The sequence below is a fragment of the Jatrophihabitans sp. genome (assembly GCA_036399055.1).
In the GTDB taxonomy this organism is placed as follows: domain Bacteria; phylum Actinomycetota; class Actinomycetes; order Mycobacteriales; family Jatrophihabitantaceae; genus Jatrophihabitans_A.
Window position 1 is genome coordinate 103,347 of the sequence record DASWNX010000033.1, and the last position, 11,784, is coordinate 115,130.

12 protein-coding genes are annotated in these 11,784 nt (G+C 70.9%); 3 read left to right on the top strand and 9 right to left on the bottom strand.

Going from position 1 to position 11,784, the window contains the following annotated elements; all coding sequences use genetic code 11:
• Positions 1-110 precede the first annotated feature (110 nt).
• Genes hpt through dacB form a run of 4 tightly spaced genes read right to left on the bottom strand, consistent with a single transcriptional unit; the run spans position 111 to position 4,221 of the window.
• Positions 111-650: a hypoxanthine phosphoribosyltransferase gene (gene hpt, locus VGB75_15195; GenBank protein ID HEY0168386.1), complete on the bottom strand. Its 540-nt coding sequence runs from the start codon at positions 648-650 to the stop codon at positions 111-113.
• A gap of 12 nt (positions 651-662) precedes the next feature.
• Positions 663-1,730, bottom strand: a complete 1,068-nt coding sequence (gene tilS / locus VGB75_15200; GenBank protein HEY0168387.1) for a tRNA lysidine(34) synthetase TilS — start codon at positions 1,728-1,730, stop codon at positions 663-665.
• 2 nt (positions 1,731-1,732) lie between these two features.
• Positions 1,733-2,779, bottom strand: a complete 1,047-nt coding sequence (locus VGB75_15205) for a zinc-dependent metalloprotease (GenBank protein HEY0168388.1) — start codon at positions 2,777-2,779, stop codon at positions 1,733-1,735.
• 23 nt (positions 2,780-2,802) lie between these two features.
• On the bottom strand, positions 2,803-4,221 hold the full coding sequence (gene dacB / locus VGB75_15210; GenBank protein HEY0168389.1) for a D-alanyl-D-alanine carboxypeptidase/D-alanyl-D-alanine-endopeptidase: 1,419 nt from the start codon (positions 4,219-4,221) through the stop codon (positions 2,803-2,805).
• An 88-nt stretch (positions 4,222-4,309) separates the two neighbouring features.
• Here dacB and VGB75_15215 point away from each other — a divergent pair, with 88 nt between their 5' ends.
• The gene (locus tag VGB75_15215; GenBank protein HEY0168390.1) at positions 4,310-4,813 is read left to right on the top strand and encodes an inorganic diphosphatase; all 504 of its coding nucleotides are present in this window, start codon (positions 4,310-4,312) and stop codon (positions 4,811-4,813) included.
• 173 nt (positions 4,814-4,986) lie between these two features.
• Here VGB75_15215 and VGB75_15220 read toward each other — a convergent pair whose 3' ends face one another.
• Both VGB75_15220 and VGB75_15225 read right to left on the bottom strand, forming a co-directional pair.
• Positions 4,987-6,723 (bottom strand): MDR family MFS transporter, encoded by a 1,737-nt coding sequence (locus VGB75_15220; GenBank protein ID HEY0168391.1) that lies wholly within the window; start codon positions 6,721-6,723, stop codon positions 4,987-4,989.
• A complete protein-coding gene (locus VGB75_15225; protein HEY0168392.1) occupies positions 6,716-7,231 on the bottom strand; it encodes a MarR family transcriptional regulator in 516 nt (171 codons plus the stop codon). The genes VGB75_15220 and VGB75_15225 overlap by 8 nt, the downstream gene beginning before the upstream one ends.
• 107 nt (positions 7,232-7,338) lie before the next feature.
• Here VGB75_15225 and VGB75_15230 point away from each other — a divergent pair, with 107 nt between their 5' ends.
• Both VGB75_15230 and VGB75_15235 read left to right on the top strand, forming a co-directional pair.
• Complete coding sequence (locus VGB75_15230; GenBank protein ID HEY0168393.1) at positions 7,339-7,818, top strand: RNA polymerase sigma factor; 480 nt, start codon at positions 7,339-7,341, stop codon at positions 7,816-7,818.
• Positions 7,815-8,981, top strand: a complete 1,167-nt coding sequence (locus VGB75_15235; protein ID HEY0168394.1) for a hypothetical protein — start codon at positions 7,815-7,817, stop codon at positions 8,979-8,981. The genes VGB75_15230 and VGB75_15235 overlap by 4 nt, the downstream gene beginning before the upstream one ends.
• A 14-nt stretch (positions 8,982-8,995) precedes the next feature.
• Here the strand turns inward: VGB75_15235 and VGB75_15240 are convergent, their stop codons facing one another.
• The 3 genes from VGB75_15240 to VGB75_15250 all read right to left on the bottom strand — a co-directional run bounded on the left by VGB75_15240 (position 8,996) and on the right by VGB75_15250 (position 11,764).
• Positions 8,996-9,700, bottom strand: a complete 705-nt coding sequence (locus VGB75_15240; GenBank protein ID HEY0168395.1) for a demethylmenaquinone methyltransferase — start codon at positions 9,698-9,700, stop codon at positions 8,996-8,998.
• A 62-nt stretch (positions 9,701-9,762) separates the two neighbouring features.
• Complete coding sequence (mqnC, locus tag VGB75_15245) at positions 9,763-10,944, bottom strand: cyclic dehypoxanthinyl futalosine synthase (GenBank protein HEY0168396.1); 1,182 nt, start codon at positions 10,942-10,944, stop codon at positions 9,763-9,765.
• A 4-nt stretch (positions 10,945-10,948) separates the two neighbouring features.
• Positions 10,949-11,764 (bottom strand): GNAT family N-acetyltransferase, encoded by an 816-nt coding sequence (locus VGB75_15250; protein HEY0168397.1) that lies wholly within the window; start codon positions 11,762-11,764, stop codon positions 10,949-10,951.
• Between the last annotated feature and the right edge of the window lie 20 nt (positions 11,765-11,784).

Genomic DNA, 11,784 nt, shown 5'->3' on the forward strand with positions numbered 1-11,784 from the left:
AGCCGCAGTGGCGCCGCTCGCTGCCGTAGACGACTCTCACGGCCTACGGAGCGGGCAGCTGCGCTACCCGCCGTAGACGACTCTCACGTCCTACGGAGCGGGCAGCTGCGCTACCCGCCGTAGACCGAAGGCTTGAGTCGTCCGATATAGGGCAGGTCGCGGTAGCGCTCGGCGTAGTCCAGGCCGTAACCCACCACGAACTCGTTCGGGATGTCGAAGCCGATGTACTTCACCTGGACCGGCACCTTCACGGCATCCGGCTTGCGCAGCAGGGCCACCACCTCGACCGAGGCAGGGTTGCGGGCCTGCAGGTTCTTCAGCAGCCATGACAAGGTCAGGCCCGAGTCGATGATGTCCTCGACGATCAGGACGTCGCGCCCGGTGACGTCGCGGTCGAGGTCCTTGAGGATGCGGACCACTCCGGAGGACGTCGTGGAGGAGCCGTAGGAGCTGCAGGCCATGAACTCCATGGTCGAAGGCCGGCTGAGCCCGCGGGCCAGGTCGGACATGAACATCACCGCGCCCTTGAGCACGCCGACCAGCAGCGGTTCGCGGTCGGCGTAGTCGGCGTCGATCACGCCTGCCAGTTCGGTGATCTTGGTTCGGATGTCCTCGGCGGACACCACCACGGCTTCGATGTCGTCGTCCAGGACGGACACTTCTCACTCCTCGGGGTGGCATGGGCTGAAGCGGCCGGCGTCGTTGTCAGCAGCGGCGCCGGTCAGCGACTGGGCGGCCCGCGAGCTGACAGGGTCGGCCGGCGCGATGAGCCCTAGCGTGCCAGACGCCCGTTCGGCGCGGTAACCGCCCGGCAGGTCGATCGGCCCCTGGCCGTGCCAGTCCCGCACCAGCCGCTCCAACTCACGCACGTGCACGGCGGTCAGCGACCGGGCGCCGGCCCGCTCGGCCCAGCTCTTGAGCACCCTGCTGACGATGCCGTCCGGGTGGCGGCTGAGGGCCTCGACGCTCAGCCGGTCCCCGCCGTCACCGCCGCCACCCCCCGACGCGGCCGACGCCAATGCCTGCTCGGCAAGCTGCTCCAGGGTGTCCAGATCGGCCCGCACCTGCCCGGCGGTCCGGGCCAGCGCCTCGGTGACGCCGCCGGCCAGCACATCCTCAAGCAACGGCAGCACCTCCTGACGCAACCGGGTGCGCCGGAACCGCGGGTCGCGGTTGTGCGGGTCGTGCCAGACCGGCAGCCCGAGCGCCTGGCAGGCGGCTTCGGTCTCAGACCGCCGCAGCGCCAGCAGCGGCCGCAGGTAGCCCTGGTGCTCGGACCGCATGCCGGCGATCGAGCGTGGGCCCGAGCCTCTGCCCAGTCCCAGCAGGACGGTCTCGGCCTGATCGTCGGCGGTGTGGCCGAGCAGCACCAGGCCGTGCTCGGTGAACGGGCGCAAGGCCGCGTAGCGCGCGGTCCGGGCAGCCGCCTCCGGCCCGCCCGCCGAGCCGACGTCGACTCCGAGCACGTGCACCGGGCTCAGCCCGAGCTCATAGCCCAGGGCGCCGACCCTGGCGGCCTGCCCGGCCGAACCGTCCTGCACGCCGTGATCGACGCAGACCAGGCCGGCCGGGCGACCCGAGCGCTCGCTGTCGAAGGCCAGCGCCGCGGCCAGCGCGAGCGAGTCCGCGCCACCGGAGCAGGCCACGAAGGCCGGCGTCGAAACCGGGTGGGCCGCCAGCGCCCGGCGAACGGCGAGCCGGACGGCGGCCACCGCCGGATGCGGTCCCATCGTTAGCCGTGCACCCGTTTCACCCAGTCCGCCGGAGTGGTGATCTCGGCCTTTGTGGGCAGTGTCTGCGCTGATGTCCAGACCGCGTTGAAGCCGTCGAGTCCGACCTGCTCGACCACCGACCGGACGAACTGCGAGCCCTGGGTGTACTGGCGGGTCTTGGCGTCCATGCCCAGCAGGCTGCGCAGCAACCGGTCCAGCGGGTTGGCGCCCCGGCGCCGCCGGGCGGCGAACTTGCGCTCGATGTCGCGCTGGGACGGGATCACCGAGGCGGGCACGGCGTTCATGACGTACTCGGCGTGACCCTCGATCAGCGACATGAAGCCGGTGACCCGGTCCATCACCACGCGGGTCTCCGGCGAGGCCAGCGCGCTCAGCAGCCCGTGGCCCTCGCCGCCGCCGCGAGCCGCCTTCGACAGCTCGGAGACGACGTTCTTGACCCGTTCGCGGACTGCCTCGGGGTCCAGGTCGAGGGCGTCGGTCAGGGCCTGGATCTCCTCGAGCATGTGCTGGCGCATCCACGGCACCGCGGTGAACTGCACCCGGTGGGTCACCTCGTGCAGGCAGACCCACAGCCGGAAGTCGCTCGGATCGAGCTTCAGGGCTCGCTCGACGGCCACCAGGTTCGGCGCGACCAGCAGCAGTTGGCCGTTGTGCGCCGAGAAGAACTCGAACTGGCCGAGCACCTTTCCGGACAGGAAGGCCAGGATCGTGCCGGCCTGGGCGCCGGTGATCCGGCCGCCGACCGTGGTGGTCAGCCGGCCGGGGTGCTTGGACTCGATCAGCTTCTCGGTGAGCGGGTCCATCACCGTCGACATGCTCGCGACATTGGCGGCGATCCAACCCGGCCGGTCCACCACCACGGTGGCGGCGGTGACCGCGGGCTCGGTCAGCCGGGTCAGCTCGGCGACCTGGGCGGCCGCCCGCTCGGTGGCCTGGCGCAACTCCCGCACCGTGGCCTGCGCCTCGCCGGGGGTGATGGCGGGCGGGCGGGGGGCCAGCGCCCGGGCGCTGCGTTCGGCAACCGACCAGTCGACCAAGGACGTCATGCCCTCACGTTACCGGCGGGGCGCTACCGGCAACCGCAGCGCACCAGCGCCGCGACCAGGTCATCGACCGCGCCGCGGCTGGAGGGCTCGAAAGCGGAAGGGGCCTGATCGGCCACGAAGCTGAACACCAGCAGCCGGCCGTCGGCGTCGGTGAGCACGCCGGCCATCCCCGTCACCCCGGTCAGGGTGCCGGTCTTGGCCCGGACCGAGCCGGCCGCGACCGCCGCCAACCCGCTGAACCGGTCCTCCTCGAGCAGGGTGCCGTCCCAGCCGGCGATCGACAACCCGCTCAGCAGCGGGCGCAGCCGGGCCTGCTTGGCGCCGACCGCCGCCAGCAGGGTGCTGCCCAGCGCGGCCATCGGCACCCGGTCCAGCAGCGACAGCCCGCTGCCGTCCACCATCCCGGCGCCGATATCGATGCCGAGGCCGGCCAGCGTGGCGCGGACCGCCTCGGCCGCGCCGGCGAAGCTGGCCGGCCGATGGGTGGCGATGGCGACGTGGCGGGCCAGCACCTCGGCGATCACGTTGTCCGAGGACCGCAGCATCTGCTCGATCAGGACGTCGACCGGGGCAGAGCGGACCTGGCCCAGCACCTTGGCCCCGGCCGGCGCGCTGCCCCGGCTCACGGCGGCGCCGCCGAGTGCGGCGGCCAGGGCCTGGCCCGCGGCCAGGTCCGGCGCCGCGGACCGGATCTCGGCGTCAGGAGCGTCCCGGCCGGCGTCGACCATGGTCGCGGTGATCAGGCTGGCGTAGTTGGACGGGGTGTCCTCAGTGCCCCACCCCGGCGCGGTGGCCGGTCCAGTGAAGGCCGAGTCGTCGACGATCACCTGCTCGACCCGGGCCGCGCCCAGCGCCGCCCGCACCCGGGCTGCCAGCTCGGTGATCCGGGCTGCTTCGGGGTACCGGGTCGGCTGGCCGGCAGCCACCGCCGACAGCGTCGGATCGCCACCGCCGATCAGCACGACGGCGCCTGGGAGGTCGCCGGCCACCACCCGGGTGCTGAACCGGTCGGTGGCCTGGCGGACGCTCAACAGGGCGGCGCCGGTCAGCAGCTTGGCGGTCGAGGCCGGGGCCACGGCCGCCGTGGACCGCTGGTCGAACAGCTTCGCCCCGGTGCCCGCGTCGAAGACCTGCCCCGCCACCGACGGGCCCAGATCGGGGTCGGCCAGCGCCGCGGCCAGCGCCGCCGCGACCCCGGCCGGGGTCGGGATGGGCGCGTTCGGCCGGCTGCCGCCGATCCCCGGCGGCGCCACGGCGGCCGCTGACAGCATCGCCGCGATGCCCGGCGCGGGGGCGGTGGGCGCCGGCGCCCGAACGGGGGTGAATGCCCGGTCGGTGAGGAACTGGCGCCCGGCGCCCACACCGAGGTAGCCGATCGCGGCCAGCGACAGCGCCAGGACCAGCAGCACCAGCCTGACCGGCTTCGTTCTGGGGCGCGCCACGGTAGGCCACAATAAAGGTATCCCCGCGCGTCAGCGAGGGCGGCGCGTCGTGCATCGAGCGTCGACGTCAGCGTGAGAGGAGCCCGGAATGCAGGAATTCGACGTGCTGATCGAGATTCCCAAGGGCAGCCGCAACAAGTACGAGGTCGACCACGCCACCGGGCGGATCCGGCTGGACCGGACGCTGTTCACCTCTACCCAGTACCCGGCCGACTACGGCTACATCGAGAACACCCTGGGCGAGGACGGCGACCCGCTTGACGCGCTGGTGCTGCTGCAGGGTGATCCGCTGTTCCCCGGCGTCCTGGTGATGTGCCGCGCCATCGGCATGTTCCGGATGACCGATGAGAAGGGCGGCGACGACAAGGTGCTGTGCGTGCCGGCGAACGACCCCCGGCTGGAGCATCTGCGCGACATCCACCACGTCGGCGAATTCGACCGGCTGGAGATCCAGCACTTCTTCGAGGTCTACAAGGACCTGGAGCCGGGCAAGAGCGTCGAGGGCGCGTCCTGGGTCGGGCGGGCCGAGGCCGAGGCCGAGATCGACGCCAGCCGCAAGCGACTGGCCGACAACCCGGGTGCCGTGCACTGACGCTTCACCGTCCGCTGAATCTCGGCGCCGATCTGGCTCAAGCCCCACCTGAACCAGCCGATAGATGCGGTACTGACCCCTCCAAGGCAGTCGAACGCCGGCGAAGTCACCTCAGGGTGGACTCGCCGGCGTTCGAATGTCCGCCAGAAGATTCTCGGTGAACCGAGTTTGGCTCAGCGGTCGCGGCGGTCGGCGCCGGCGCCGAGCTGAGCGGCGGTCCGCTCGTCGACCTGCGCAGCGGGGTTGCCGGCCAGCGCCGCGGCCGCCGCGGCCCGCTCGGCGGCCTGTGCCTCCAGGCCGGACTCCATCCGCAGCTTCACCTCTTTGAGGAAGAAGCTGAGGATTAACGCCGGCAGCACCACCAACGCCGCGACCAGGAACACCGTGTCCATGGATTGGGCGAATCCGGTCAGGAACGGCTCGCGCAGCACCCGCGCGCCGGTCTCGAGGAAGCTGGTGTCGTTCAACTGGCTGGTCGAGCCGCCCGAGATGGCCCGCAGCGCCCGGGCTATCACGCCGTTGGCCGGGTCGCGCAGCGCGGCCTGGAACTGCGGCGTCTGCGCGGCGGCCTGCACGTTGTCGCTGACGTGCCGGGTGGCGCCGGAGAAGAAGATGGTGAGGAAGATCGCGGTGCCGAAGGTGCCGCCCATCGAGCGGAAGAAGGCGGCCGAGGCGGTCGCCACGCCCATCTGCGAGGCCGGCACCGCGTTCTGGGTGGCCAGCACCAGCGTCTGCATGCAGGCGCCCAGGCCGGAGCCCATCAGCAGCATCAACGGCACGAGCTCCAGGTAGCCGGTCTCGGCGCTGATCCGGGACAGGCCCAGCAGCGCCACCAGCAGCAGTCCGGTGCCGATGATCGGAAAGATCTTGTACCGGCCGGTCCTGCTGGTGATGATGCCGGTGGTCATCGAGACCGTCATGATCCCGACCATCATCGGCAGCAGCGACAGGCCGGACTCGGTGGGGCTGAAGCCCTTGACGATCTGCATGTACAGCGGCAGGCAGATGATGCCGCCGAACATGCCCATGCCGAGGATGAAGTTCATCAGCGACGCCACGTTGAACACCGGCGAGCGGAACATCTTCAGCGGCAGGATCGCCTCGTCGCCGACCCGGCGCTCGATCAGGACGAACGCCGTCAGCAGCACCGCGCCGATGACGTAGTACGCGACGGACTTGCCAGAGCCCCAGCCCCACGTGCGGCCCTGCTCGGCGACCAGCAGCAGCGAGGTGACGCCCAGCACCAGGGTGGCGGCGCCGAGGTAGTCGACCTTGTGCTCCCTGCGGATGTGCGGGACGTTGAGGAACCTGCTCACCACCGCCAGGGCGACGATGCCGATCGGCAGGTTGACGTAGAAGACCCAGCGCCAGCCGTCAAAGCCCAGCAGCCGGTCCTGGCCGGCCAGCAGCCCGCCGAGCACCGGCCCGGCGACCGAGGAGATCCCGAAGACCGCCATGAAGTAGCCCTGGTAGCGGGCGCGCTCGCGCGGCGAGACGATGTCGCCGATGATCGCGAAGGCCAGCGCCATCAGGCCGCCGGCGCCCAGCCCCTGCACGGCGCGGTAGGCCGCCAACTGCTCCATCGTGTTCGCCAGGCCGGCCAGCATCGAGCCGACCAGGAAGATCGAGATCGCGAACAGGTAGAACTTCTTGCGGCCGTACATGTCGCTCAACTTGCCGTACAGCGGGGTGGACACCGTCGAGGTGACCAGGTAGGCGGTGGTCGCCCAGGCCTGGTTGGTCTGGCCGTTGAGCCGGTCGGCGATGGTGCGCATGGCAGCCGAGACGATCGTCTGGTCCAGGGCTGCCAGGAACATGCCGAGCAGCAACCCGGACAGGATCAGCAGAATCTGCCGGTGGGTGAGGCGGCCGGTGTCCTCGACGGCGAGGGCGAGGCGTGGTTCAGCCATTGAGGTCCTGCTCCAATTCGAGTGCGTTCTGCGCGCCGTACTTCTCGGTGGCGGCGTTGAGCTGCGCGAGCAGCCGGCCGAAGGTGACGATGTCGTCGCGGTCCCAGTCGCTCAGCAGCCGCTCGACCCGCCGGCGGCGCCCGCGCGACAACCGCTCCAGCACCTGCTCCCCCTCGACGGTGGCCTTGAGCTGGACCGCCCGGCGGTCTTCGGGGTCGGCGTCGCGAGCCAGCAGGCCCGCCTTCTCCAGGTCCGCGACCTGGCGCGAGACCGTGGAGGGGTCCAAGCCGGTCCGCTCGGCGACGGTGCTCAGCCGAGAGGGCCCGCAGTGGGCCAGGGTGCCGAGCACCATCAGGGCCATCCGGTCGATCCGGTCGCCGTTGACCTGATGCTTGTAGCGGATCAGGTGCATCATCAGCGTGCCGAACTCCCGCTCCACCGTCTGGATAGGGTCCGTCGGCTCGGCCGTCACCGCACGGCCCGGATGCCCATTAGATGCTTGAGTCATGCATCTAAAGTACATGCGTCTTGCAACTAAGACAACATAACGGTTGGGTAACTCACCCAACCTCCGAAGCCGAAGGCCGGCTACTAGGCGGTGTGATCACGAGCGACGTGAAAGACGGACGGACGGCTGGCTTCAACGACCTCGTCCTCCCGCACTGGGACGTGCTGGTCCGGGTGGCGGGCCGGCTGGCCCCGCCCGGGAGCCGGGACGACGTCCTGCAGGACGCCCTGGCACTGGCGTGGCGGCGGCGGGCCAGCTACGACCCGGCCCGTGGGAGTGCCCGCGCGTGGCTGCTGGTGATCACGGCCGAGCAGGCTCGCAGACACTGGCGCCGGCGCCGCGTCTGGCATCCGCTTGCCGACGAGTTCAGCGTCGCACCGCCTGATTCGGCCGTTCGGGCCGACGTCGAGGCCGCCATCTCCGGCCTGCCCCGGCGTCAGCGGTTGGCCGTTCAGCTTCGCTACTACGCCGACTTGGAAGTGGACGACATCGCGGCGGTGATGCGCTGCTCGCCCGGAACTGTCAAATCGACCCTGCACGACGCGCGAGGCGCCCTGCGATCCCGACTGGGGGAGGACTACCGATGAACGACGATCGACTTGAGAGCCTGCTGACGCGGCAGGGCGAAAACTGGCGGGCGGCCCAGCCGGCGGCCCCGTCGCTCAGCGCGCTGTCGCCCGGTCCGCAGACCCGGGCCGCCCGGGCGCCCTGGCTGGTGCCAACCCTGGTCGCGGCCGCGCTGCTGGCGCCGCTGCTGGGCACCTTCGCCCTGCTGCGGGGAAACGAGCCTGAGCGGGCGATGGACCGGGTCGGCGCGTCACCGGCAGTGCCGACAGCGCCGACAGCGCCGGCCGTGACCGTGGTGCCCTGGTCTGATTCCTCGTCCCCGGTCTTCCTCCCTCTGCGCCCGGATCGGCTGGCGACCCGAGCACCCGCCGAGACGACGCTGCCGAAGGGAACGCAGCAGTGCGAGTCCGGCGACTTCGGTTCCCCCAGCGCGGTCGCCAGGTCGGGGTACACCTCCGGCCTATACGTCCTCACGGTTGAGCGAGTCGGCGCCGAGGCCTGCGCCATCGGATACGTCTCCCCCACGGTGCACATCCTGGATGCCTCCGGCCAGACGCTCGCGACCGGCGGAGACTCTCTGGCGATCGGCCGTCCGGGTTCCACGCTGCTCCAGCCCGGTGACGTGCTGTTGGTGCCCGCGCGGATCTGCGGCACTGGCATCGCCTCCGTCGATCTCTGGTTCGCCTCAGCGCCCGCTGATCCGCGGATGTTCGGCCAGCGCGAGGCGGTTTCGGTGACCATCCCATTTCCCGGCCCATCGACCTGTGCCTCCGGCGGCAGCGGGAACGGACACCAGGAGGTGGTTCCCGCCGGCAACCTGAGCTCGCTCGTACAGAGCTATTCCGTTCCCAGCCGGGTGCGCAGCGGCCAGCGCCTGGACTACTCGGTGACGCTGACCAATCCGAGCGCGACCGCGGTGTCGCTGCAACCGTGCCCGGACTACCGGCAGTCGCTGATAGACGTCCTGAAACTTCCCGACAAGGACGGCGCCACCCGTACCGGACAGCTCAACTGCGCCGCGGCGCCGACCAGCGTGCCGGCCAACGGGTCGATCACCTTCCAGATGCGGCTCGACACCAAGGGGGTGCCGGCCGGTGAGCGGCGGTTGGTCTGGGACTGGCTCGGCAGCACCCTGACCGACGCTCAGGGCTACGCCCAGTTCCCCACCGTGACGGTCTACTGACTCATGACGGTGTGCTAGCCGGCTGGACGCTCGGCCCAGTGCAGCGCCACGATGCCGCCGGTCAGGTTGCGGTAGCGCACGCTGTCCCACCCGGCCTCGGTCAACACCGCTGCCAGCCGGCGCTGGTCGGGCCAGCTGCGGATCGACTCGGCGAGGTAGACGTAGGCCTCGGGATTGCTGGACACCTTGCGGGCCACCCAGGGCAGCGCCCGCATCAGGTAGTTCAGATACAGCTGGCGGAACCCCGGGATCACCGGAGTGGAGAACTCGGCCACGACCAGTCGGCCACCCGGTCTGGTGACCCGGGCGAACTCGCTCAGCGCGCCGGAGACGTCGGCGATGTTGCGCAGGCCGAACGAGATGGTGACCGCGTCGAAGACCCCGTCGGCGAATGGCAGGCGCAACGCGTCGGCGGCCACGAACGGCAGTCCCCGCCTGCCCGGCCGGTTGACGCCGGCCCGCAGCATTCCCAGCGAGAAGTCACTGGCCACCGCCTGGGCGCCCGAGCGGGCCAGCTCGGCCGTAGACACCCCGGTGCCGGCCGCGACGTCGAGCACCCGCTCCCCCGGCCGCAGCCCCAGGGCGTCACGGGTGCGGCGACGCCAGCGCCGGTCCTGGGCGAAGGAGAGCACCGTGTTGGTCAGGTCATAGCGTTTGGCCACGCCGTCGAACATCCTGGCGACGTCGTGGGGTTCTTTTGCCAGAGTTGCGCGCGTCATGAGACTTCCATTGTCGTCGATCCGTCGGCCGCGGTGACCGGCGAGGTGAGCCGGCCCGGCGCTCAGCCGGCCGCGGTGACCGGCAGCAGCTTCAGCGCGGTGGAGGCGAAATGCGAGTGCACCCGGTCATCCACCGGGTCATCGGCCGGGTCGGTGTGCACCAGCAGGTGGTTGTAGAGCGTGTCGCGCTGGGCCGGGATCCGGCCGGCCGAGCGGATCAGCTCGATCAGCTCGGTGCGGTTGGACCGGTGCCTGGCCCCGGCCGAGGACACCACGTTCTCCTCCAGCATCACCGAGCCGAGGTCATCGGCGCCGAAGTGCAGGGTCAGCTGGCCGATGTCCTTGCCGGTGGTCAGCCACGAGCCCTGCAGGTGGGCGATGTTGTCGAAGAACAGCCGGGCCAGCGCGATCATCCGCAGGTACTCAAGCGACGTGGCCTGGGTGCGGCCCTTGAGGTGGTTGTTCTCAGGCTGGTAGGTCCACGGGATGAACGAGCGGAAGCCACCGGTGCGATCCTGCACGTCGCGCACCATCCGCAGGTGCTCGATCCGCTCGGCGTTGGTCTCACCGGTGCCCATCATGAAGGTGGCGGTGGACTGCACCCCGAGGTTGTGCGCGGTCTCCATGACCGAGAGCCACGTCTCGCCGGACTCCTTGAGCGGCGCGATCACGGTGCGCGGCCGCTTGACCAGGATCTCAGCGCCCGCGCCGGCGAAGGAGTCCAGGCCGGCGGCGTGCAGCCGGGCGATCACCTCGGCGTGCTCGAGCCCGGAGACCTTGCCGATGTGCACCACTTCGGAGGCGCCGAGCGAGTGCAGGGTCAGCGACGGGTGGTCCCGCTTGATGGCGGCGAAGATCCGCTCGTAGAACTCGATGCCGAGCTCTGGGGAATGGCCGCCCTGCAGCATGATCTGGGTCGCGCCGAGATCGACGGCCTCGGCGCAGCGGCGCAGGATCTCGGAGTCGGTGTGCGTCCAGCCCTCGCCGTGCCCGGGGGCGCGGTAGAAGGCGCAGAACTTGCAGGCGGTCAGGCAGACGTTGGTGTAGTTGATGTTGCGGTCGATGATGTAGGTCGCCACGTTGTCGGGGTAGCGCCTGCGACGGACGGCGTCCGCGGCTTGGCCGAGCGCGTGCAGCGGGGCGTCGGTGTAGAGCAGCAGCGCCTGCTCAGGAGTCAGCCGGCCGCCGTCGGCGGCATGCTGCAGCAGGTTCGCGATCTCGGCAGGGTCAGCGCGCAGGGTCACCTGCTCAGGGTAGACGGGCCGAGCCCTGGCCCTTGGCTGGCGTCCACAGGTAAGGCGTGGTGGTGGCCACTGCCACAAAGCCGAGGCGCTGCAGGATCGGCGCGCTGTCGGCGGAGGCGTCCACCTGCAGGTAGCGGTTGCCCACCTGGGTGGCGTACTGGGCCCGGCGCGCGACCAGCGCCCGGTAGATGCCCTTGCCCCGCCAGTCCGCCAGCGTCGCGCCGCCCCACAGGGTGGCGAAGTCGGTCCCGGGGCTGCGGATGAGCCAGGCCGCGCTGACCAGCCGCGGACCGGCCTCGGCCACGAAGATGGCGAGGTCGTCAGGGTCAGCCGCCTGCCGCTCGGCGAGATCGTCGGCCAGCCAGCGCCAGTCGGAGTTCCAGATCTCGGTCTGCAGCGCCCCGATGCGGTCGAAGTCCCCCTGGTCGCTGACCCGGCGGATCCGCACGTCCGTGGGCAGCTCAGGCTCCTCGGTCAACTGCTCGGCCGGCCCGATCACCACCGTCTCAGCCTCGCCGGCCACGAAACCGGCCGACCGCAGCCGGTCGGGCAGGTCGGCCGGCTCGTCGTAGGAATGGGTCTTCCACTCGAAGGCCTCACCGTGGCTGGCGTAGAACTGGCAGGTCCGCTCGATCAGCTCGTCGAGTGCCGGCCCGGTCAGGCCTGCCAGGTCGCGGTAGTCCACCCACCCGTAATGCTTGCCGCCGGTGACCCGCAGCAGCGGCCCGTCCCGATCCACCCGCATGCTCTCGGGCCGCCTGGCGGGCAGCACGCCCCGGACCTGCTGGTGGTAGGCGGCGCGAAGCTCGGCTGCGGTCATCACGTCGCCTAGTGTGCGGC

What these genes read in the sequence shown, in the direction of transcription:
- tilS (HEY0168387.1), bottom strand. Translation starts at nt 1,730, where the DNA reads ATGGGACCGCATCCGGCGGTGGCCGCCGTCCGGCTCGCCGTTCGCCGG.
- VGB75_15205 (HEY0168388.1), bottom strand. Translation starts at nt 2,779, where the DNA reads ATGACGTCCTTGGTCGACTGGTCGGTTGCCGAACGCAGCGCCCGGGCG.
- VGB75_15215 (HEY0168390.1), top strand. Translation starts at nt 4,310, where the DNA reads ATGCAGGAATTCGACGTGCTGATCGAGATTCCCAAGGGCAGCCGCAAC.
- VGB75_15220 (HEY0168391.1), bottom strand. Translation starts at nt 6,723, where the DNA reads ATGGCTGAACCACGCCTCGCCCTCGCCGTCGAGGACACCGGCCGCCTC.
- VGB75_15225 (HEY0168392.1), bottom strand. Translation starts at nt 7,231, where the DNA reads ATGACTCAAGCATCTAATGGGCATCCGGGCCGTGCGGTGACGGCCGAG.
- VGB75_15235 (HEY0168394.1), top strand. Translation starts at nt 7,815, where the DNA reads ATGAACGACGATCGACTTGAGAGCCTGCTGACGCGGCAGGGCGAAAAC.
- VGB75_15240 (HEY0168395.1), bottom strand. Translation starts at nt 9,700, where the DNA reads ATGACGCGCGCAACTCTGGCAAAAGAACCCCACGACGTCGCCAGGATG.
- VGB75_15250 (HEY0168397.1), bottom strand. Translation starts at nt 11,764, where the DNA reads ATGACCGCAGCCGAGCTTCGCGCCGCCTACCACCAGCAGGTCCGGGGC.